This window comes from Deltaproteobacteria bacterium, from assembly GCA_009692615.1.
Taxonomy (GTDB): domain Bacteria; phylum Desulfobacterota; class Binatia; order UBA9968; family UBA9968; genus DP-20.
This window is the reverse complement of sequence record SHYW01000038.1, coordinates 1-21995: the sequence shown is the minus strand read 5'-3', so window position 1 is coordinate 21995 and position 21995 is coordinate 1. Positions and strand designations below refer to the sequence as shown.

The window sequence follows — 21995 nt, the reverse complement described above, 5'->3', positions numbered from 1 at the left end:
TTTTATTTTTTCTTCGGCAACAAAATATCCTTCAACCGCGCCACCGTCGCCGGTTTCAGATCGTAAAGTCCGCTTAAGGTTTTCGCGATGGTCGGGCCGTCCAACGGGTCGACATCGAGCTGGGCGCGCTTCGCTTCGGCGATGAGATCGGGGTCTTTCAATGTCCGCATGAACGCGCGCTGCAACGATTCGAGCCGCTCCTTTGCCATGCCGGGCGGCACGGTGAATGGAAACTGCACCACATGCACGTTGTCGGCGATGGTGAGAAGTTCACGCGCCTCTTCGCTCTTGGCGTAACTGATCGCCGACGGGATCTGTTTATACTTTGGCAACGACTTCAACGACGCTTGCAATACCGGGACGATTTTTTTGCTGTCGTAGGCGCTGCGCCATACCGTCTCCACCGTGCCCCACGAGCCGCAGTAGCCGTCGACCTCGCCCGACTCCACCGCCAAGCGCGCGTCGGCGCCGCCTTTGTAGCCGTCGATCACGTCCATCGGCAAATTGAGCGCGGCTTTGAGCAGTTTGGGAATGTCCGAGGTGCTGGTTCCGGGGCCGATGGTGGAAATCTTTTGCGGCCGCTTGGCGTTGATCCAATCGTCCATTTTGGTAATGCCGCTCTGCTGGTTGAACGTGCACACCGTGTCGTAGGGACTCGGCACGCCGAGATAGCCGAACTTGCGGCCGTCGAATTGCGCTGCGTCGTTGCCCATGATGTGTTGCAACACCAGCGGCGAGGCCCACCCGCCGATAGTCAAACCGTCGGGCTTGACGCGATTGTAGAGATGATTGGCGGCGATGATGCCGCCGGCGCCGGTCATGTTCTCTACGATGCGGTTGGGATTGCCCGGCAAATAGCGACCGATGTAGCGCGCGATCACCCGCGCGTACAGATCGAAGGAACCGCCGGGCGAATAACCGACGACGATAGTCAGCGTCTTGTCCTTGTACTCCTGCGCGTCAACCGACAACTGACTAATGACAACTAAAATCAGAGCCAACGCCAAACGGCGAAAATATTTTCCCATGATACTCTCCTAATGAATGAAAATTAGCCGCGCCCGACGAACGGAATCGCCCGCTCTTCGGTCCGTTCGAGATAACGCACGAAGGTGTACTTGTTTTCAGCCAGATCGGTATTGGGCCGGGGAATCTCGCGGTGCATCAAGCTCTCGTCGACTTTGCAGACGAAGAAGCCGAGCTCATTGCGAGTCAAAGCGTCGACGCCGGATTTTTTAAACTCATCGAAGTCGCGGATCGTCTGCGCGTTTTTAATACCCGCGCCGCGTGCCATGGCGGCGAGATCGGTGTTGCCCGAAGTCGCCGTCGGATAACTGATGCGGCTGCCGCTGTAGACGCCGTTGTCGAACACGTAGACGATCAAATTTTTCGGCTGCAAGTTGCCCAGCGTCGGCAAGTTGAACAAAGACAACAGCACGCTGCCGTCGGAATCGAGCGCGATGACTTTGCGATGCGGTAGCGCGAGCGCCAAGCCGGTGGCGACGCCGATGGCGCAGCCCATCATGCCGACCAACAAATTGCCTTCATGGCGCGACAGATGCGACCACTCAATGCGCTGACCGCTTTGCGATGTCACCACTAATTGATCGGTCATCTTAGTCGCCAGCAATTGTAAACATTCGTAGCGAATCATTCGGAAAACTCCCCGGCGAACAAGAGTGCGTAGGGCGCGCGCAAAGAATTGGCCGCCCGCACCGCGTCTTTGATTTTGATTTCGAGTTTCGCGCCGTCTTCGATCAGCGCATGGTCGATACCGACGCCATCAAGCACGGGAATCGAATGTTTGCCGATGGTGGCGTAGAGAAAACTATTGCGCAAGTCGGGCACGCCGCCGAGATAGGCGATCACCAGCAAGAGCGGCACGCCCAACTGCTTGCCCACCGTAACCAAGGGATAACAGGAAGTATAGATGCCGGTGTTTTCCATGTACACCGCCGCCTGCTTGCCGCCGAGCGTCGCGCCGGCGGCGATGGTGATCGCCTCCGACTCATTAGCCACGGCGATCAGTTCCATGTCGGGATCGTCACGAATCAACGGCACGATCTGACTCAAGCGCGTCTCGGGAAGATAAGTGACGAAATTAATCCCAGCGTCCTTGAGACTTTGCACCAGTCGTCGAGCGAGTTCGTCTTTCATAGTTGGTAATGTGAATTAGCAGGGAAAATCGCCTGACGCAATTGCAACCCCCTTCGGAAGGACTACCACAGGGGGTTGCCCCGACAAATCTCGAATCCCTATTGGCGTACTTCGAGCTCTTTACGGTGAAGGTGGAGAGTTCACAATTCATTCGAGATTAGAATTTGGCAAACGAATTATCGTATGGATATGCTAAAAACGAGGTTAAGAAAAGGGCGAAGCTGCTGTCAGGGCTGGCCACATTACGGGGTGTGCACCACGGCCAAGTTGCGGTAAAAGATCGTTCGGTTCGCCCATTAACACGACAAGCTCAAATTCGAATCGTAGACAGGATGAAGCATCCAAGGAGATCTATGATCGTAAGAAGATACGGGCCGAGCATCCCTTTGGAGATATCAAAAGATATCTCAAGACCGCTAGTTTCATGTTACGGGAACCGACGGGGTTCAGGCCGAGACCCGTTGGTTGGCGGTTTGCTTCGAATAGTCGCCAATTTGTGCAGCCTGCGCTAATTTTTTACGCCACTGTTCCCAAGTTGCGGTGCTCAATGAAAAATACCCTCTCACCACGAAGGACACGAAGGGTCCGGATAAATAATTTTTCGAACTTCGTACTCGTCACATGTGGTGAGCACAATCGAACCATGGCCTTCATGGTGAATAACTCTTTCCCATTCGGTTGCGGCGTTGCCGTCCTAGGATCTCTGAAGTGAATTCCTTTCACTCCGAGCCGGAATGATCGGCGTAATCCGGCGCATCTTCGATCTGCACGATGCCGCCCAGCCCAAGATCGGCGCTGACGCTCGGCATCGACACCAAAAATAGCGCCGGGTCGCGATCGTCGTCATTGAAATGTTGGTGCTCGGTCATCGCCGGGATGTTGATCAGATCGCCGCGCTCCCAGTTCCAGCGCTGGCCGTCGTGAACGTCGTGGCCGCGGCCGCGCAGCACCAGAATCTGTTCTTCCATCATGTGGCGGTGCTTTCCCGACCGGGTGCCGGCGGCAATTTCCTGCATGTAAAGCCACAACCGGCGCGCCGCGCTGTTCATCTCGGGATGAGTGAACCATTTGAGCTTGCCCTGGCGGGACCATTCCCAGGGTTGATCTTCAAATGCCACCACATGGGTTAGGTCATTGCAAAAACAGCCTTCGTCTTGGAACATCTTCAAATAGCGGTCGTAGGTGTTAGCCACCGGCCCCTGCCACGGTTCGGCGTTCTTGCGGCCCTGAAACACCGCTTCGGTCTCTTGATCGGCGCCGAGCATCACGTCGATATCTTCTTTGATGCCGAGCACGCCTTTTTTAATCCGGTAGCCAATCAGCTTCTTTTCGTCATCGTAAAGCGGCTCGGTATTTTGCGAAAAGGTTGGCTTCTCGCCAAACTTGATCTGCTCGCGCTTGGTCAAACCGAGCAGACTGAACATCCGGCTCTGGGGCACGAAAATCTCCGCGCCGATCTGCTCATCGCCGCCATGTTGATGAATCGTGAACGGCGGCACCACCAGCATGTCGTAAGTATTGAACCAGTAAATCTTGCCGTCGTTGCCTTCCCAGCCCCGCCCGCTGACGCAGAACAAAGTCGGCGCGCTAATATGGCGATGGGCGCCGCGCACCGGCGCTTTCGGTTTGATATCGGAAAAATGGCCGGTCAGATCGTAGAGCGGCGCGCGCTTGAGATAATCGTAGCAAACGATATCGCCGGTCTGGTGCGGGCTGCTCTTGCCCATCACCGTGCCCTGCACCGCCAACGGCTTGATCACGTGGGGCAGTTTATTTTTGAACGCTTCTTCGGCGCACTGCTGCGCGTGCGGATCGATCGCTGCGGATTTTTCATCTTCCCAGGGCCAACGCTCTTCCATGTGAATTACCTTTTCAGCCGACCTGGGCAAGGGCGAGACGCCCCTTGCCGATGCGACAATTTCACTCGGCCTTAACGCCGATACAGTCCGTCGATAAATCCTTGCTTGTCCAACTTTTCGATAACCTTGGTCTGAATGAACTGCGCCGGGCTGGCCTTTTTGGCATCCGCCCGTTTCGACCAATCGAGAATCGTCTGAATGCCCTTGGCCGAAGGATAGGGTTTTTCGGCGAGCAGTTTGACGTAGAAATTGTAAGTCTCCAGCAGCTCTTCGGCGTTTTCCAGCTGCATATATTTTTTCATGATCGCCGTGGTTTTGACGCGCTCGCTCTTGTAGAAATGAATCCCTTCGATCACCGACTTGATCACCGCCTCGCTCACCGTCGGCTCGGCGTCGAAATATTTTCTGCTGGTGATCAGCGCCCCGTTGGGTAATTCCGAATCTTTCATGGCCGGAATATTTTCGAAAAATGTGTAACCGGCTTTGCGCGCCGCCAAAGTAAACGGCGGTGCCAACGGGGTCGCGTCCACCTGGCCTAATTGCAGCGCGCCGAAACGGCTGCCGCTCGGACCGGTGGCTAGGTAGCTGACATCGCGCTCGGGGTCAAGGCCGGCGGCGGCGAGAATCATCTTCAGCGACAACATCGCCGGACCGGCAAGACTGTTGACCGCTAACTTTTTGCCTTTGAGCTGGGCGATATCATTTATTTCGCGGCGCGCCACCAACACCTGCGGCTCTTGATTGATCGGACTGGCGACGATGAAAATATCCGCGCCGCCGAGCATCGCATCGACCACTCCGCCGCCGCCGGCATTGATGAACTGCACGTCATTGCTCACCAACGCCTGAGTGGCGATGATCCCACCGCGCATGTAAACCAGCTGGGCATTGACACCGTTCTTTCTGAACAAGCCCGCCTCCTTGGCGATCCACACCGGCGCGTACTGCGGCGAAACCGAAGTGTAAGCGATGGTAACGTTGGCGAGCGGCGCCGCCGTCTGCGTGGCATATGACGCAGTGCCGAGCGAGGCAAGAATGAACAAAGTCGAATTCACCACGAAGGCACGAAGGACACGAAGTTCGGAGTTCCAATTATCCGAAACCTTCGTGTCCTTCGTGACCTTCGTGGTGAAGACTCCTCTCATGTAAGCTGACAACCCGCCAAAAAAACTTTCTGCCCGTTTACGTCGACCGCTTCGCCTCTGCCCGACGCAGCGCTTCGGCGATCGAACGGCGCAAGATCGCGCCGAGCGCTTTGGTTTTGTAGGCCGCCGAGCCGCGCATGTCTTCGATGGGCTCGGTGCCTTGTTGAATCAAGGCGCCCGCCTGCTCGATCAGCTCTCGGGTAATTTTTTTGCCGCGCAGTAACGCTTCGACGGCAACGCCTTTGGTCGGCACCGAATGGCCGCCGGTGACGCCAATGCCGATGGCGCTGCATGCGCCGCGTTTATCCAGACTCAACTGCACCGCGGCGCTGGCGATGGCGAAGTCGCCGGCGACCCGTTCGAGCTTCACGTAAACTCCCGCGCTGCACTGGTCCGGCAACGGCAAAATCACTTCGGTGAGAATTTCATCAAACGCCAATACCGTGCTGTACGCGAAAGTGAAAAATTCCGCGGCGGGAATCATGCGCTCGCCGCGCGGGCTGAGGCATTTCAACTGACCATTGAGCGCCAACGCCGCCGCGCCGTAATCGCCGCACGGATCGGCCTCGGCCAAGCCGCCGCCGATGGTGCCGCGGTTGCGCACCTGCGCGTCGCCGATCTCGCTCGCCGCCTCGGCGAGCATGGGCAAAGTATTTTTTACCAGCGCCGACTCTTCGATTTCGATATGGCGCGTCATCGCACCGATACGAAGCACGCCCGCATCCTCGCGGATGTAGCTCAAATCGCTAATGCGATGAATGTCGATCAAATATTTCGGCCGCGCCACGCGCAGTTTCATCATCGGCACCAAACTCTGGCCGCCGGCTAAAATTTTCGCGTCGTCGCCATGCTGGCGCAACAGCGCCAGCGCTTCGGCCACGCCCCTCGGCCGTAAATATTCAAAACTCGCTGGATACATGGTCACATCGCTTTCTTGCTGTACTCGTAGCGCATCGGGTCCCACTTGCTGGCGCGCAGTTCCTCGTAAGCTTTTTTGACGAAGCTAAAATCGTAAACCTGATCGAGGGTCACCGGAGTCTTGATCCGGCTCGGCGCGCCCACCGCTTTCATCTGCACCTGCACGCGCTCGATGTTGGAAGTCATCACTTCTTCGCTCGCCCGGCCGATGGCGGCGAGCTCGGAAACCTGCTTGTCGCGCTCGCGCCAAATTTCTTTCGCCTCGTTGAAATCTTTGAGCCGCAGAACCTCCATTAAAAATTTCACCGACTCATTGACGTTGCGATGGAAATACATATGTCCTTTGAGGGTCGATTTGACGACGCGATAAACCTCCTCCGGCGCGTTTTGACGTTTGTCATCGGCGGTTTCCAGATTGGCGCTGAGGGACGAAACGTAATCGCCGCTGTAGGCGAGAATACGAAAGCCCTTGGCCTGAAGCTGTTTGGCCATGGCAATGGAGATCATCGTCGCGTCCACCGTGCCGGAAAGCATGGCGCCGAAGCGCACCGACGGTTCGCCCAGGGCGCGCATCTGTACCGTTTCGATGGCGACGCCGTTTTTGCCGAGCAGTTCGCGAAACAGCAATGTCGAATTGCCCGAGGCATCGGAGATTGCGATGGTCTTGCCGTTTAATTGTTTAACGTTGGTGATCTTGGGCGAGACGACTAAGTATTGCGAAGGCTTGTCGGTGCTCACTTGACTGATCTTCAAGCGCGCGCCGCCGAGAATCGCTGGAATCGACCCGCCGTTGCCATAGTCCACCGCGCCGCTCAGCACCACCTGCGTGGTCACCGTGCCGCGGGTGACGATCACGTCAACGTCTAAACCTTCTTCACGGTAAAAACCCAGACGCTGAGAAATCAGATAGGGCACCAGCGATTCGCCTGGCGCTTTGGAGGCGATGCGGATTTTTTTCAGCGCTTCGGCGCCGAACGCCGCTGGGCTGATAAACTGCAAAAACAAAGCAATCGCAATAAATTTTCGCTGCATAAGATTTCCCGAATCGCGTCCGCGGTTTATCTCTTAAAATAGCTCCACAAGCTATGGCCGCGGACCGGCGAAGATGCGCGCGATATTTTCTTTAGCGCCAAAGTAAACATCGTCGCCATGCCCCACCAGCAGCCGCTCCAGATCCAGATTCATACCAATCAGGCGCCGAACACTTTCATGCGCCGCTTGCGGGTCGGAGGACAGATAGGTCGGCGATACCATCAAATGCTCGCCGGCGCTGACGATCGCGTCGCCCGCGATCATGGTCTTGATGCGCGGGAGATGCAGACTGATATGGCCCGCGGTATGGCCCGGCGTATGAATCACGTTGATGCCGCCGCAGTCGGGCAATCTTTCGCCGCCTTGGACGATATGTTCGACGTCGTAGCCGGTCGCTTGCTGGATCGCCGGCATGTCGAGCTCATGGGCCATGACTTCGAATTTGAGCGTCTTTTTGAGTTTCTTCAAACCGCCGGTGTGATCGCCGTGGCGATGGGTCAGCACACAGAGTTTCAAATCCGCATGTTTGTGATCCATGTCCTTGATGGCGTCCATTATAATGTCAGCGTCGGCGTCCGACGCGCCAGTGTCGACCAAGATCACCCGATGATCGTCGCCGGCGACGAGAAAAGATTTAACCACGCCGCGATTGCCCATGGCGATGCGGCAGGGCACAATTTTCACGCCATCGATGGCAATATCTTTGAGAATGCTCACCATGTTCGCTCCGCTCATAATTACAAATTTCAGATTCCAGATTCAAAATTTTGAAATTTGAGATTTGTCATTTGGAATCCACGAAGTGGCTCGCCACCTCTTTGATCGCGGCGACGATATTGCCATAGCCCGTGCAACGGCACAGATTGCCGGAGATCGCTTTTTTGATTTGCTCCTCCGTCGGGTTGCTTTCTTTGCTCAATAAACCGTAGGCCGACATCAACATGCCCGGCGTGCAGTAGCCGCACTCCACCGCGTCGTTTTTCCAGAACGCTTCTTGCAACGGATGCAATCGTTTATCCTGAACCAAGCCTTCGACGGTGGTAACTTCATCGCCGTCGGCTTGCACGGCGAAAACCATGCACGACTTCACCGCCGTGCCGTTCCACATCACCGTGCAGGCGCCGCAGCGTCCGACCACGCAGCCGACGTGCGTCCCGGTCAAACGCAACCCGTCGCGCAAAAAATGCACGAGCAGTGTCCGCGACTCCACCTCGCCCGAGTACGGTTTGCCGTTTACAGTTAAAGAAATTGCCTTGGCCATTGCTTTACGTTGCCTGCGCTTTCTCGATGAGATTCAAAATTCGATCCGGCGTCAGCGGCGTCTCCCGCACCTTCACGCCGAAGGGACTCAAGGCATCTTCCACCGCACTGCACAACGCCGGCGGCGGTCCGAGCATGCCGGTCTCGCCCGCGCCCTTGGCGCCCAGCGGCGTGAACGGATTGGGCGTGATGATATGTTCCAAGTGCAGCTCCGGCACTTCCTCCGCCGACGGCAAGCGATAGTCCATGAAGGTCGACGACAAAAGTTGACCGTCTTCGTCGTAGCGCAGCTCTTCGTAGAGCGCCGCGCCGATGCCTTGCATGATCGAACCCTGCTGCTGAGTGTCGACGATCTGCGGATTGATCATGTTGCCGCAGTCATGAACGGTGAAATACTTGACGATCTTGATCATGCCGGTTTCGATGTCGACATCGACCAGCGCGATCACCGCCGCGTAGGGATAGCTGGAAAAAGTGTTCATGCGCCCTTTGTCGTCCGGCGTGTAATCGATATTGGGATTGATGAAGTAGCCGGTCACTTCCAAACCCGGCTCCATGTTTTCCGGCAGCAAATGAATCGCGCCGTAGGCGGTGCGAATGATTTCCATCACCGCGATCGACTGCTCGCTATTTTCTTTGGCGAACACTTTGCCATCGCCGATCTGTAAATTCTCCGGCGCTACTTTTAATTGCCGCGCGGCGATGCCGAGGATTTTGTCGCGCATCAGTTTACCCGCCACCCACGCCGACGGCATGAGCACGACCGAAGAGCGGCTGCTACCGGTGCCGAAACCGTAGGGCGTCGGCAAGGTATCGCCGTGAATCACGGTGATCTTGTCAAAGGGAATGCCGGTTTGGCTGGCGACGATCTGCGCCAGCGTCGTCTCGTGGCCTTGGCCCTGCTCGCCCATGCTGGAAAATACCGTCGCCGCTCCCGAGGGATCGATGCGCAGCCGGCACGACGCGTAACCGCCGGTGGCATGAATCCGGCTGGAACTCGTCGGCTCCATCACGAAGGCGACGCCGATGCCGCGGAAAATTCCTTGCTTGCGCAGTTCCAACTGTTCTTTACGCAGTTGAGTGTAGTCCGCCATTTCCGCCGTGCGCTTCATCGCCAGATGATACTGGCCGCTGTCGTAGAGCGCGCCGGTGACGTTGCGATAGGAAACGCCTCGCTGGGAATAAAATTTTTCATCCGAATGTCGATGGGATCGATCTTCAATTGCCGCGCCGCGATGTCGACCAGCCGCTCGAGAATGTAAGAAGCGTCGGCCTTGCCGATGCCGCGCAGCGAGCCGTGGGTGGTCTTGTTGGTCGCGACGCCGACGGCGTTCACTTCGTAGTTTTGAATTTGGTAAACGCCGGTCATGTACAGCGCCGCCGCTTGAATCGAATGATCGACGGTGTAAGTCGAGCCCATGTCGGCGATGATCTTGTCGCGAATCGCCAACATGGTGCCGTCGTTTTTGAGCGCCATTTCAATGTAGTGAATCTGATCGCGCCCATGGCGGCCGTTGCGCATATGTTCGACCCGGGTCTCGCACCATTTGACCGGCCGGCCGAATTCCCGCGACAGATAGGGCAACAGCAATTCTTCTTGGTAGGTTTGAATTTTCACACCGAACGATCCGCCGACATCCGGCGCGATGACGCGGATCTTGCCTTCGGGGAAGCTAAGAATATCGGCGATGCGGCCGCGCAGCGAGTGCGGATTGGCCGTCGCCGACCACATGGTCAAGCTGTCTTCTTCTTTATTGAACGACGCCAGATAAGCGCGCGGCTCGATGGGACAAGCGGTGATCCGATGGCTGCGGATTTTTTCTTTGATGATAATATCGGCGTCGGCAAAAACATTGTCGATACCGTCGGTGGCGAAGTGATATTTGTAAACGACGTTGCTGCCGGCCTCTTCATGGACCAACGCCGCGCCCGGTTCCATCGCCGCTTCGACATCCACCAACGTCGGCAACATTTCGTACTGCACCGAAACCATGTCGACGGCGTCTTCGGTGAGATAGCGGTCGTCGGCGACCACCGCCGCAAGCGGCTCGCCAAAATAGCGCACCTTATCCACCGCCAGCGGATAGAGCTTCACCGGCCGCAGCACCGAACTGCCGCCGACGCGCAGCGGTTTGACATGCTGCGCAATGTCCGCGCCGGTGTAAACCGCGCGCACGCCGGGCATGGTCCGCGCCGCTTCGACGTCGATGAATTTAATCCGCGCATGGGCGCAGGAGCTGCGCACGAACGAAACGTGCAGCGTTCCCGCCGGCAGCAGATCGTCGACGTAGCGGCCGGTGCCGGAAACGAAGCGCTCGGTTTCTTTTCTTCTAACTCGTTAGCCAATCGGCGGATTGATCGGAAATTCCATAAATTTTATATCAAGCTCGTTAATCGATTATCGCTACCTTGCGAGAAAGACTTTTTTACCACGAAGGCACGAAGGACACGAAGTTAAGAAAAGTTTTCTCTCCTTTCCGAACTTCGTGCCCTTCGCGTCTTCGTGATGAATGAATCCGAATTCGACACCACACTCACACTTTGAACTGCCCGTTCTCGCAGATCACTTTGTTGTCGTCGACGACAAACGTCACCCGCCGGGCGATTCCCTCTAAGCGCATTTTACTATTCACCTGGCCGCGGTCGGCGCCGTGGCCGATGCCGAAATGCATGGCGCCATAGGCTTTCTTGTCATTGCGCATCAAGCCCATGGGCGCCCAGCAGCGATGATTGGTGCCGACGGCGATTTCGCCGCCGACCAACCAGGAAACTTCGTCGCTGTAAGTCTCAAGATACCAGCGCACCTGATCCGCCTCCGAGCCGCCATCGATGGCCGTCACCTTACCGTTCTTGATCGTCAAGGTCACCGGATCGCGCCACAGCCCCGAGGGATAATGCGATGTCGTATCCCAGACGATTTTGCCGTTGGCGGTTCCCGGCACCGGTTCGATATGAATTTCGCCGAAGGGCCAAGTGCCGCCACCCAGCTTGCCAGTTTTAGCGTTTCTCTCGAACGGCAGTTTGCGCCATCGTTCGGCAAAATAGCCTGGCGGCATGCCGGAAATATCCGCGACTAAATCGCTGCCGGCCGGCGAAGTGACATGAATTTTCTTGCCATGATCGTAGACCTCGCCGATGCGCCGCTGCAAGTCGCAAATCTGTTCCAGGTCTTCGACCGTCGCGCGGCCGCCGCCTTCGGTGATAATTTCCGCGGTGAGTTCTTCCATCAGCCAGATCGGCGTGCGTCCGCTGCCGCCGCCTTCGGCGCGAATCGCGCGCAGCCCCGGCGTACCGCTGTTGAGCGCCGTGGTCGTCAACGCGACGACGACATCAGCCTCTTTGGCCGCCGAAACCGCCATCGCTGACGGATCGCCGCAGTGATAAGTACGGCGCGGGTACAACGCCAGCGTCACCTCCGCGCCGCGGGCATTCAACGCCGCCATCGCCGACTGCCAAACCATCGGGTCCATGGCATCGTCGGTCATGATCAACAAGCGATCGCCCTTTTGCACGTTGCGAAACGGCACCTGCCAATTGGCCATCAAGCTAATTATTGTAGTCGACGGAATGCCGTATCTTTCTGCCATCACCATAAATCGCCCCTCCGGGAAATTATCTGGCCCGCTCGGGCCATCAACATTCTTTGAAAACGAAATCCAAATTCACCACGAAGTGCGAGCTGAATTTTTTTTGCGCCCTTTGCGCTTTTTGCGGTTAATTCTCCGAATCCGGTCAGGGCCGGTCGCGACCGGCTCCTACTTAAAAAACTTGCCCCACTTCTCTTCGGTTGCTTTCAACAACTCTTCGTCGATCTTGGTGGTGCGCGGAAATTCGTCGATCCAATGATAGGGCCGGCACGCGTCGATGATCGCCACCGCGCCGGTGTAATCGCCGGCTTCTTTTTTTTGTTTGGACAAACGCGGATCGATCTTGTAGCTCCAGATTCTCCGGCAGACATCGAGCGAACTTTCCGGATCGCAGCGCGTCGCCAACGCCCACATGATATCGTGCAAATCGAACGGATCGATGTCGTCGTCGACGACGATCACGAAGCGGCCGTGATAACCCGCCGTGCCGCCCAACGCGCCGTGGGCCGCGCGCATGGCATGTCCGGGATAGGCTTGCTTGAGAGAGATGATCGTCATCCCCCAGGAATAATTGACACCGATGATGTTGGGAATACCGAGTGCTTCGAGTTCGTTCCAGATGAGAATGCCGCGCGATGAGAGAATGCCGCGGCTGGCGCCCAAAAACGGCGGCGCGCCGAGAATGATCGGCTCGTTGCGATAGAGCACGCTTTAAATGACCGTGATCGGCGCCGGCCGCGCGCCGCCGCCGTAGTAGCCCGACATCTCGCCGAACGGTCCTTCGATCTGCGTGCCGTCCTCGGGCGGCAACATCTCGCCTTCGAGCACGACTTCGGAATGAGCGGGAATCGGCAAGTCGGTGCTAACACCGTTGGTCACTTCCACCGGCGCGCCGCGCATCCAACCGGCAAAGCCGTATTCGGAAACGCCCCAGCTTAAATTGGTCCCCGCGGTTTCAAACAGCGCCGGCTCCTGGCCGAGAGAGATCGCGACCGGACAAGCTTTGCCCTTGGCCCAGTATTTTTTTCGGATCACATCGCCGTGATGGCCGGAGCCGATATGCGCGACAATTTTGTTCTTGCCGAGCAACATGTAACGGTACGAACCGACGTTGATGTAACCGGAATCGGGATCGCGCGTGACGGTCGCGGTAGCGCAAATATAGGGTCCGCCATCGCGTTGGTGCCAACGCGGCCAGGGAAATTTCGTCAGATCGACACTGTCGCCCTGCATGACATTTTCTTTGACTGGCCCGCTGGCGACTTCTTTGGGCTCGATGGGCGCCACCGTCTTTAATTTGTTCTTCCAGAACTTGACCGCTTCCGAGTCGGATAAATTCTCATCGACGCCGTAAACCATCCGCTCGCGGGTTTTGTGGGCGAGAAAATTGGTCAGCACACGAAAACCTTTTTGATGACCTTGAATCGAGTCGAACAGCACCGCCGGCGAATTGGCTCGCGCCGTCGCCATCTCGGTGATCGCGCCGATCTCCAGCTCGCAGCTGGCGCCCTCGATCACCTGCAGCTGGCCGAGTTTTTCCAGCGTCGAAACGTAATGTCTGAGGTCGGTGAAGATCACTTACTTTCTCCTGTCGTAGGTTTTCGCGCCGAGATTCTTCTCGTTATGCAGGATCGTCACCTCGATGGGAATCGCCCGTGACGCCGAGACGAACGCCGGACAGCGCTTGGTGGCCGCTTCGACGATGGATTGAACCGCCGCGGCGGGATTCGGGCTGAGAATCGTGACCGTATACTTGATCAAGTCGAAGCCCCGTTCCTTCTCGACCCCACCTTCGTTGCCGCCCGCTTCGACAAAGCCAGAGATCTCACCTTCGAGCTTATCCAACTGCACATCGGCCACCGCCGAACTCTTCACGCACCATACTTGATGACACATCATCATACCGGCGAGAAAATAGCGCAGCGGCGCCGGCCCGGCATCGTGACCGCCAGCTTCATCCCCTTCATCGGAGATGAAACTGTGTCCTTCCACCTTGGCGCGAAACTGCAAACCATGCAGCGCCTGGCAATTCACCGTAGTCACCGGCCGGCGCGCCGCACCCTCTTTGCGCGCCGCACGTTGCGTCAACTGTTTGGCAGCGATCTCTTTGAGATTGGCTTCGACTTTGAACATCGCGTCCTCCAACTTTCACGGCAAGAAATTTAATTTTGCCTCATACCTATCTTCACACGGAGAAAAACTCAAACCACTTTTTTGCGCGTTTCGCGCACCGGCTCGATCACCTTACGTGTGTTTCTGATTTCGAAAATACCGCTGGGATTATCGCGGCAAAGCTCGGTTTCGTAGACGTCCCGCGCCACTTTGCGGTCGGCGATACAAAAGATTTTTTGATGGAGTTTTCGAACTCGTCGGGCAAAGTCCACCGCTCGGCACCATCGGGCGTAGCACGCCAATTTCTAGTTGCAGAAATCGTCTGAGGTGTTTTTTGCTCTTTGCGGTGAATTCGCCGAAGCAGAATTCCGATCGTCAGCGGGCCACGTTAGCAATCAGCTCGCTTGGGCCGCGCGTTTGCGCACGGCGATCTGCTTGAGCAAGGTGAACTTGATCTCGTCCAAATGCGCTTTCATGAGTTCCTGCGCTTTGAGCGTATCTTGCACTTTGATCGCCCGAAGAATATCCCGGTGATGGCGCAACACCGAAAAACCGCCGTGGGTGACGCCCTCGATGCGCCGCTTGAGCACCAGTTTCTCGCAAACGTCGTCCAACACCCGCCACACCGCGCGGTTGCCGGCGAGTTGCGCCAAAGCAAGATGAAAGTCTTTGTTGATGATGTAGCGATCGACCAACGCCCGGTTTTTGGTAATCGACTGGCGCGAGCTTTTCACGCTGCGCTCCAATTCGGCGATGCCGTCCGGCGTCATGCGCTGAATCGCACCCTCGACACAGCGCGCTTCGAGGGTTTCGCGCAATTCGAAAAGCTCGACCACTTCCTCCGCGGTCACCTCGCTAACCCGATAGTGGCTCTCGTTGAGCCGGATCACGAATCCTTCTTGGACCAAACGCGACAGCGCCTCGCGGATTAGCGTCTGGTTGATTTTTAACCGCAGCACCAACTCGTCGTGCGACAAACGTTCGCCTGGGACGATTTCACGTTTGCGGATCGCCGCTTTAATTTTTTTGTAGGCGATGTCCGCCAAACTCAGATACTCCACAATGATGCCTTTCCCAGCGGCGCGTTGAACAAAATCAACTTGCCTCGCACAACCGTACTGCGTTACATAGTAAAGAATTTATAAATTATCAAATCATTCTTTTGTCCGATGATTTTTTTCACGGCCTACCGATAGGACGCGAATCTGCGCAAGCCTCGCAGCGTTGCTCTGGTTATCCTTCACTGAACCAGGATGGAGCCAAATTCTCGACGCGGCGGTTCGCGGCTTGAAATAGTAATAAAAAACTAAGGGGCGAGAAAATGGCAAAATCAAACCAACGCGAAACCGTGCGGCAACTGCGGAAAAAAGTAATGTACTCTGCCGTATCCTGGGCGATCGCGGCGTGACCCGCGGCTCCTTCGGCCACGTCAGCGCGCGCATCCCGGGCACGGACAAGATTCTCATCAAATCGAAAGGCGTCAACGAAGAAGCGCTGGAGTTTACCCGCGAGAAGGACATTATCACCATCGACATCTGCGGCAATGTCTTGCAGGCCTCGAACGGTCTCGACGCGCCCCATGAAACCGCCATGCATCTGGCGGTTTATCGCGCCCGGCCCGAAGTCATGAGCGTCATCCACGCCCATCCCGACTGGGTGGTCGCCTTGACCGCCAGCGAAAAACCGCTGCTACCGATCTACGCCGCCTACAATCCGCCAGGATTAAAGTTGTTGCTCGAAGGTATTCCGCTCTACCCGCGCAGTATCACAATCGTCGACGACGCCTTGGGTAATGATTTTATCAAGGTCATGGGCGACAAAAACGCTTGCCTGTTGATCGGCCACGGCGTCACCACCGCGGGCCGGAGCGTCGAAGAGGTGACGCTCACCACGCTCAATCTTTTTGAGCTGGCGCGCTTGAACTACCTGGCCTACGCCATCGGCCAGCCCAAACCGATTCCGGCGATCGACATCGAAGAATACCGCCAACGATGGAAAGCCAATCCTGGACGCAGCCAAGTCTCCACCAAGACCGAGCACCCGGACTGGCGCTACTTCAAAAAATTGCTCGGGAAAAAATAATCGTGAGCGAGCGCGCCAGTGCCTCACCGGCTGGCGGTCGTACGAAAAGTGCAAGAATGATTTCCGTTGATTGACGGGATTAAATGGCTAAAGCCGACGACGTTGCGCCAACGATTCGATACGGGAGCGAATGGCCTCGTTAAGATCCAGAGTTTTCAATTCTTCAGGCAGCGCCTCGGGTAGAGCGCCGAGCGCGCTCAGGCGCGTATTGACGGCGATCAACGACGAACGCTTGGTCTGGTATTCGTCGACACGATCCAGACAAGTTAAAATGCACTGATCGATCTTTGCTAAGCATTGCTGCAACGCGCCATGATCGTAACCGGACTGTTCGCGTAACTGCGCTACCTGAGCATCGACGACTTGTTGCGCCATCGGCCGCACGCGCTGTTCGATCTGCACTTGCATATCGCCCAAGGCCTGCAGCAACCGGCCATAGACGAGATCTTGATTGGGCGGCGTCGCTTCGTCGGGCGGTGGCTCCGGCACGGCCGCGGGCGGCGCGGTCACTGAACCCAACGCGGAATGGATGCTGGAAATTTTTTCCAGCACTTTACCGCGATCCTCCAAGAGGCTCTGTAGTTGCTTGATGGGGTCGAAATCCATCGTCAACCTACCAGCCTTCTCGTGAACCAGGCCTATTTGCCCCCATTCGCCACGGCACGCAGATCGTTCTCGCCGTTGTCCGATAAGCTCATTGCTTTGCTCGAAACCAACTCCAAGACATCGCCGCGGCTAAAACGCCAGCTGCGTCCAATCCGATTACCGGGGATAACGCCTTTCTCAGCGAGCTTATACACGGTCTTCAAATGAATCTTCAGCAACGATGCAACTTCTGAGGGGGTCATGATCTCTTCCATTCGACGGTTCTCCTTACTATGATTTAAATCGCCTGTGACAACTCACCAGTGGCTAAGAATGAGCACGTCTCGTGCCAACTGGCTCTACCGCCTAACGACACTGGTTAAGACCCCAATTTTCCAAAGATATCCCTCGTGACGCGAAGAAATGTAAGCAACGACACAGAAGCGCGAGCCTATACTGTGCGCGGACAAAATTGGCCAATTAATACGGTTTACGGCCAACCATGTGTGTCGCCAACAAAAAATACTGGCACAATCGCCAGGTTGAATTAATCGATAAGAAAACTACCTTACGAGCTTCGCCAAAGACAATATCCATGGCGAAGACACTGTCAAACCTTTGACAGATTACTGGCGGAAAAAACTATTCGCGCCCGCGCGTGACGCTATGGCGCGCCTGGACTTGCTCCAGTTGGCGACGCCATTTGGTCGCGTACTGGTTGCGCGTCTCATCGGTGATCGCGCTGGTGGCGGGAAATTTATCGCGCCATTCCCAAGGCCGCACCGCTTCGATGATCATGCGCGAGTTAAAACCCTTTTGCCCAGGCTGAATGATCGGATCCAACGGCCCGCTCCAACAACGGCGCAAAATATCGACCGAGGTTTCCGGATCGGAACGAGTGCAGATCGCCCAGAGGATCTCGTTGGTGTCGGTGATGTCGATGTCGTCGTCGACGACGACCACGTAGCGGCCGAGATAAGCGCCGGCGTGGCATTGACAGGCCACCAACGCCGCTTGCTTGGCGTGGCCGGGATAGCGCTGCTTGATCGCCACGGCGATCATAAAGCGCTGCGCCGGCGGCGGTAAATAGACGCCTTTAATATCGGGGACACCGGCTTGCTCCATGCCGTTCCAAACCGTCGCCGCGCGCAAACAAGAACGATACATGCCGTGAATCGTCGGTTTGAACGGCGCCGCGCCGGTGATGATCGGATCGTTGCGATAATAGAGAGCCTTAACGCGCACGAACGGCTCGGCGCGGCGCGCGCTGGCGTAATAACCCGGCCACTCGCCGAAGGGCCCTTCCTGCATCGATTCGCCGGGAATGATTTCGCCTTCGATGACGATCTCCGAGTTGGCCGGAAAGTGTAAGCCAGTCACCGGACCTTCGATGACATCGATCGCTTGGCCAATGAGTCCACCAGCCCAATCGTATTCATTGACGCCGAACGGCACGGCTTGAGACGCGGCGATGTAAAGCAGCGGATGCTGGCCAAAGGCCATCGCCACCGGAAACGGCTTGCCCTCCTTCATCGCCTTCTCGTAATGAATCTTGCCGTGTTTTCCCGGCGAGATGTACAAACCGACTTTGTCCTTGTCCTGCAGCATGACCCGGTAGCAGCCGATATTTTCCACCGCGGTTTCCGGATCGCGGGTCACCACCAAGTGCGCCGTACCGAGATAGCGACCGCCGTCGCCGGCGTGCCAGCGGGGCACGGGAAACTTCGTCAAGTCGATCTCATCTCCGTGCGCGACGTTCTCGAACACCGGACCGGTCTTAACCACGTTGGCGGGAATCGGCTGCATGGCGCGCAGCTTGGCGCGCAGCGCGTCGATTAACGGAATAGTTTTCAAATCCAACGGCAGGTTGAGCGTCAGCGCCGTGCGCTCCAAGGTTTCCAGCATGTTGACCAGCACTCGGCGGTTGGGATCGAAGCCCGGCACGTTGTCGAACATCACCGCCGGCGGCGTGGGATTTCTTTCGAGAATGATTTCGGTCAACGCGCCGAGCTCCAAATCCCAGTGGGCGCCGGAAATCTGTTCGAATTGCTCCAGCCGTTTGACCTCTTTGAGCCAGTCGCGCAGATCGACGCTTTGGGTCACATTCGTTTGGGTTGCGGTCGCCATGGAAACTCCCTTCGAAATCGCGGCAAGTTACTCAGTTAAATTGTGGGTGCTGGGATGGAAAATTTCTTCCGGTGCGATCTCTCGGCCGGAAATTCCCTGCCCGTGACAATAGGCAAAAAACTTATCGAGCACATGGCGGTTCGCCGCTAAGCCATAGGCCCAAGGATCGCTTTGAAAAACTTCCCGTTCGTCGTCGAGATACTGATTGGGCCAAGCCTCGACCAAACTCGGAATCGCCCGGCGCCAGCGTTGGGCCCAGCGCTTGGCTTCGACATAAAGTTGAAACAGCTGCGTCGGCAGCTCGGGATGGCGCTCAATGAGATTTTTCTGTATCGCCAACACATGCATGATCGGCAAAATTTTCGTGTCGCGAAAATAACGCGCTTCCACTTGCTGAGGATTTTCGAACAGCCGTCGAACACTTTTATTGGCGAGGAGCGTCGGCAGCTGCGATTCAGTGACGCCGAGAGCGTCCACTTGGCCGTCGAACAAGGCAAAGCAAGCGCGCTCGGAAGTGTTCTTGCCGCGGTTTTCGATCATGCGGATCGCCGAACCGTCGCGCGACACCACCGTGGCGCCGGGATCGTGATCGTCCCAGTGGTGCATCGACGCCACATGCCACTCGGAATCTTTGGCCGACACGCCGTAGGAATCGACCAGCATGCCGCGCATCCAGATCGCCGCGGTTTGCACCCAGCGGAGAAAACCGATCTTGCGGCCGTTCAAATCAGCCGGCTGGTCGATGCCCGAATCCTTGCGGCAAAAAATAAAACCATGACGAAACATCCGCGAAGGAAAAACCGGAATGGCGATAAAGTCAGCTTTGCCGCGTGAAGTATAAGAGATCAATTCGCCCAGCGACATCTCGGAAACATCGTACTGTCCTTTGTACATACCGGCGAACATGCCCGGCACATCTTCGGTCTCGGTAATTTCGAAGTCGAATCCGGGAATCGCCATCTGCCCGCGCAGGATCGGCAGCGTACCGTCATAGGCGCGGCTGGCAAGGCGAATTTTTTCGTTTGCGGCCATAAGTATCTCAGAAAAGAAATTTAAGCACGAGAATTCTGCGAGAAGCTAACCGCCGGCCTCTTCGCGATATAGTTGCAACGCTTCCATCACCGGCCGATCGCTCATGGAAAAAAGCATCGCTTCGTCGTTGCCGAGGTTTTCGTGTGAATGCCATTGCCAGAGCGGGATCACGAAACTGTCGCCCTTCTTCCATTCCAAATAGCTGTCGCCGACTTTGCTGCGCCCCTGGCCTTTAACGACGTGATAGAGTGCCGAGCTGGTGTGGCGGTGCGTTTGCGTCGTCTCTTTGGCGTTGAACAGCTGGATCTCGCAGGACATGGTTGGATAGGTATAACCGCCGGTGGCGGGATTGATGTAACGCAGCAACGTCCCGTCGTACGGATCGCGATCGGCCGGGCCCATCGCCTTGAGCGCCTTATAGGTGTCCTTGAAAGAATACCGAAATGGCACGCCGCGGCGAAAATTCTCGGTCGGTTTCGGCGTGCGCGCGAAACCGAGACGGCTGAGCGATTCGCCGGTCTGCCGGGTAATCTCCTGCTCTGGCTTTTCTAAGTCTTCGAAGAACAACACGTTGAGGGATTGAATCAGCGGCCCGTCCAAGCCGTCGAGCCAGATGATCGGATCCTCCGACTCGTTGTGATGATCGTGCCAACTCCAATTGGGCGTTAGAATCAGATCGCCCTCTTCCATGTAGAATTTTTCGCCGTCCACCGCCGTGTAGGCGCCTTTGCCCTGCACGACAAAGCGGATCGCCGCCATGTTGTGGCGATGCGCCTTGGCGACCTCGCCAGGATTGACGATCGAGAAAGTAATCTGCAGCGTGTGCGACGTGGATTTAATCTCCAGGTGCGGACTGACCAAGCGAATCGCCCGGCGCTCCGCCTGCTCCATGCCGATGGTCTCGCTCGCCTTGAGCAAGCCATCGAGCAGCGCTTCCCATTTCCACAGATACGGCGCTTCCGACGAATGCGACGGCACGCGGGTGCGCCAGAAACCGGAGAGTTGGTTTTTTTCCAGTTGGCTATCGAGCTCTTCGAGTTTCATCCGGCGCTCCCTTGGCAATGCTAATGCGAAAGATCTAGTTAACTTTTTCCATCGCCTGGGCCATGCCGCCGAAATAGGCGCGGTGAATGTCCATGGATTCTTTCGCGGTGGTGAGCACGTCTTGTTCGCGTCCCGGCACGACATACTTTTCCAAGACATCGATGAACATGTCTGAATGCTTCACGTCGGCCTTGGCGTGCGCGGTGAAGTTCGGCATCTGAGCGTCGGTGAAATTCAAATCGCCCTTCCAATTTTTGTACAGCCGTGTGCAATTGCCGCCGCCCAGATCGCCGAGCAAACGGTCGTCATTGGTCCATTCGGCGATGGTCGACGCCGCTACGGCTTCTTGCCAACTGCGCGTGCGCGCGATCCACCACCAAGCGTAGACCGCCGCTGTGGTCGTCGGCAGCGGTTCGGCGCCGAGGATATCGTCGACGCTCAAGCCGACCTCTTTGCCCTGGCGAAAGATCAGATCCAAGTGGCCATGCTTCGAGTGCTCATCCTCGATCAGCTCTTCATATTCATGGGACATGATACGCTGCTTGACGTCGAACTCCGGACAATTGGCGGCCACTTGCGGCCAAAAGTCGCGCCGCTTGCGGACATAGAGACTCAACTGCAAAAGATAAATCTGCGCCCGCTTCTGGGTCAGCTTGACCGAATAAAACTGCGTCATCTCCGGCGAACGAAACAGGTCACGCACGCACTCGCCTAACTGTTGCCGCCATTCTTGTGGTTTCATAAAAATTCCTTCCTTCTATATGTCACTGCCTGCATGACGAAGCGCCATCCATGCAAACGATTCGAATATCCGGCTCGCGCTCGACTTTTATAGACGTAATCAATCCACCGATAAATTGTCAAGCAGATTAGGCCGCCGTGTTGTAGCAAAGTGATTATGTCAGAGGTTAACGGCAACGTAATTATGTCAGGGTGGAAGGATGACAACCCTGACAATGAAAGACGAGAAACGACTAGACGTAATTCAACGAGTATATCGCAGCGAGATCACCGTGGTTGAGGCCGCACGGGTGATGGGAGTGAGCGAACGGCAA

23 protein-coding genes are annotated in these 21995 nt (G+C 56.5%); 1 reads left to right on the top strand and 22 read right to left on the bottom strand.

The window, feature by feature from the left end; all coding sequences use genetic code 11:
• Positions 1-2: 2 nt before the first annotated feature.
• From EXR70_11250 to EXR70_11175, 16 genes are all read right to left on the bottom strand, one after another.
• Positions 3-1028 (bottom strand): hypothetical protein, encoded by a 1026-nt coding sequence (locus EXR70_11250; GenBank protein MSP39056.1) that lies wholly within the window; start codon positions 1026-1028, stop codon positions 3-5.
• Positions 1029-1051: 23 nt separating this feature from the next.
• Positions 1052-1654: a thiamine pyrophosphate-binding protein gene (locus EXR70_11245; protein ID MSP39055.1), complete on the bottom strand. Its 603-nt coding sequence runs from the start codon at positions 1652-1654 to the stop codon at positions 1052-1054.
• Positions 1651-2157 (bottom strand): hypothetical protein, encoded by a 507-nt coding sequence (locus EXR70_11240; GenBank protein ID MSP39054.1) that lies wholly within the window; start codon positions 2155-2157, stop codon positions 1651-1653. The genes EXR70_11245 and EXR70_11240 overlap by 4 nt, the downstream gene beginning before the upstream one ends.
• A 719-nt stretch (positions 2158-2876) precedes the next feature.
• Positions 2877-4016 (bottom strand): cupin domain-containing protein, encoded by a 1140-nt coding sequence (locus EXR70_11235; GenBank protein MSP39053.1) that lies wholly within the window; start codon positions 4014-4016, stop codon positions 2877-2879.
• 71 nt (positions 4017-4087) lie between these two features.
• Positions 4088-5161 carry an ABC transporter substrate-binding protein gene (locus EXR70_11230; GenBank protein MSP39052.1) on the bottom strand — a complete coding sequence of 358 codons (1074 nt, stop codon included), beginning with the start codon at positions 5159-5161 and terminating at the stop codon, positions 4088-4090.
• 37 nt (positions 5162-5198) lie between these two features.
• Entirely contained in the window at positions 5199-6086 is an 888-nt protein-coding gene (locus EXR70_11225) for a xanthine dehydrogenase family protein subunit M (protein ID MSP39051.1), read from the bottom strand.
• Complete coding sequence (locus tag EXR70_11220; GenBank protein ID MSP39050.1) at positions 6083-7111, bottom strand: ABC transporter substrate-binding protein; 1029 nt, start codon at positions 7109-7111, stop codon at positions 6083-6085. Before EXR70_11220 ends, EXR70_11225 begins: the two co-directional genes overlap by 4 nt.
• Positions 7112-7162: 51 nt before the next feature.
• Complete coding sequence (locus tag EXR70_11215) at positions 7163-7846, bottom strand: MBL fold metallo-hydrolase (protein MSP39049.1); 684 nt, start codon at positions 7844-7846, stop codon at positions 7163-7165.
• A gap of 49 nt (positions 7847-7895) precedes the next feature.
• A complete protein-coding gene (locus EXR70_11210; protein ID MSP39048.1) occupies positions 7896-8372 on the bottom strand; it encodes a (2Fe-2S)-binding protein in 477 nt (158 codons plus the stop codon).
• A 4-nt stretch (positions 8373-8376) separates the two neighbouring features.
• Positions 8377-9594 (bottom strand): hypothetical protein, encoded by a 1218-nt coding sequence (locus EXR70_11205; GenBank protein ID MSP39047.1) that lies wholly within the window; start codon positions 9592-9594, stop codon positions 8377-8379.
• Positions 9480-10616 carry a xanthine dehydrogenase family protein molybdopterin-binding subunit gene (locus EXR70_11200; GenBank protein ID MSP39046.1) on the bottom strand — a complete coding sequence of 379 codons (1137 nt, stop codon included), beginning with the start codon at positions 10614-10616 and terminating at the stop codon, positions 9480-9482. The genes EXR70_11205 and EXR70_11200 overlap by 115 nt, the downstream gene beginning before the upstream one ends.
• Positions 10617-10905: 289 nt before the next feature.
• Positions 10906-11964, bottom strand: a complete 1059-nt coding sequence (locus EXR70_11195) for a hypothetical protein (protein MSP39045.1) — start codon at positions 11962-11964, stop codon at positions 10906-10908.
• A 162-nt stretch (positions 11965-12126) separates the two neighbouring features.
• Positions 12127-12666: a hypothetical protein gene (locus tag EXR70_11190; protein MSP39044.1), complete on the bottom strand. Its 540-nt coding sequence runs from the start codon at positions 12664-12666 to the stop codon at positions 12127-12129.
• Between the two features lie 3 nt (positions 12667-12669).
• The gene (locus tag EXR70_11185; GenBank protein ID MSP39043.1) at positions 12670-13536 is read right to left on the bottom strand and encodes a UbiD family decarboxylase; all 867 of its coding nucleotides are present in this window, start codon (positions 13534-13536) and stop codon (positions 12670-12672) included.
• A complete protein-coding gene (locus tag EXR70_11180) occupies positions 13537-14091 on the bottom strand; it encodes an OsmC family peroxiredoxin (GenBank protein MSP39042.1) in 555 nt (184 codons plus the stop codon).
• Between the two features lie 374 nt (positions 14092-14465).
• Positions 14466-15131 (bottom strand): GntR family transcriptional regulator, encoded by a 666-nt coding sequence (locus EXR70_11175; GenBank protein MSP39041.1) that lies wholly within the window; start codon positions 15129-15131, stop codon positions 14466-14468.
• 268 nt (positions 15132-15399) lie between these two features.
• Between EXR70_11175 and EXR70_11170 the strand changes: the two genes are divergently transcribed.
• The gene (locus tag EXR70_11170; protein MSP39040.1) at positions 15400-16152 is read left to right on the top strand and encodes a class II aldolase/adducin family protein; all 753 of its coding nucleotides are present in this window, start codon (positions 15400-15402) and stop codon (positions 16150-16152) included.
• A gap of 87 nt (positions 16153-16239) precedes the next feature.
• Here the strand turns inward: EXR70_11170 and EXR70_11165 are convergent, their stop codons facing one another.
• The 6 genes from EXR70_11165 to EXR70_11140 all read right to left on the bottom strand — a co-directional run bounded on the left by EXR70_11165 (position 16240) and on the right by EXR70_11140 (position 21682).
• Positions 16240-16758 carry a hypothetical protein gene (locus EXR70_11165; GenBank protein MSP39039.1) on the bottom strand — a complete coding sequence of 173 codons (519 nt, stop codon included), beginning with the start codon at positions 16756-16758 and terminating at the stop codon, positions 16240-16242.
• A gap of 32 nt (positions 16759-16790) precedes the next feature.
• Positions 16791-17012, bottom strand: a complete 222-nt coding sequence (locus EXR70_11160; GenBank protein ID MSP39038.1) for a DNA-binding protein — start codon at positions 17010-17012, stop codon at positions 16791-16793.
• A gap of 367 nt (positions 17013-17379) precedes the next feature.
• Positions 17380-18864, bottom strand: a complete 1485-nt coding sequence (locus tag EXR70_11155; protein ID MSP39037.1) for a UbiD family decarboxylase — start codon at positions 18862-18864, stop codon at positions 17380-17382.
• Between the two features lie 27 nt (positions 18865-18891).
• Positions 18892-19896 carry an ABC transporter substrate-binding protein gene (locus EXR70_11150; GenBank protein MSP39036.1) on the bottom strand — a complete coding sequence of 335 codons (1005 nt, stop codon included), beginning with the start codon at positions 19894-19896 and terminating at the stop codon, positions 18892-18894.
• A 45-nt stretch (positions 19897-19941) separates the two neighbouring features.
• Positions 19942-21099 carry a cupin domain-containing protein gene (locus tag EXR70_11145; protein ID MSP39035.1) on the bottom strand — a complete coding sequence of 386 codons (1158 nt, stop codon included), beginning with the start codon at positions 21097-21099 and terminating at the stop codon, positions 19942-19944.
• A complete protein-coding gene (locus EXR70_11140) occupies positions 20975-21682 on the bottom strand; it encodes a hypothetical protein (protein ID MSP39034.1) in 708 nt (235 codons plus the stop codon). The genes EXR70_11145 and EXR70_11140 overlap by 125 nt, the downstream gene beginning before the upstream one ends.
• Positions 21683-21995 lie beyond the last annotated feature (313 nt).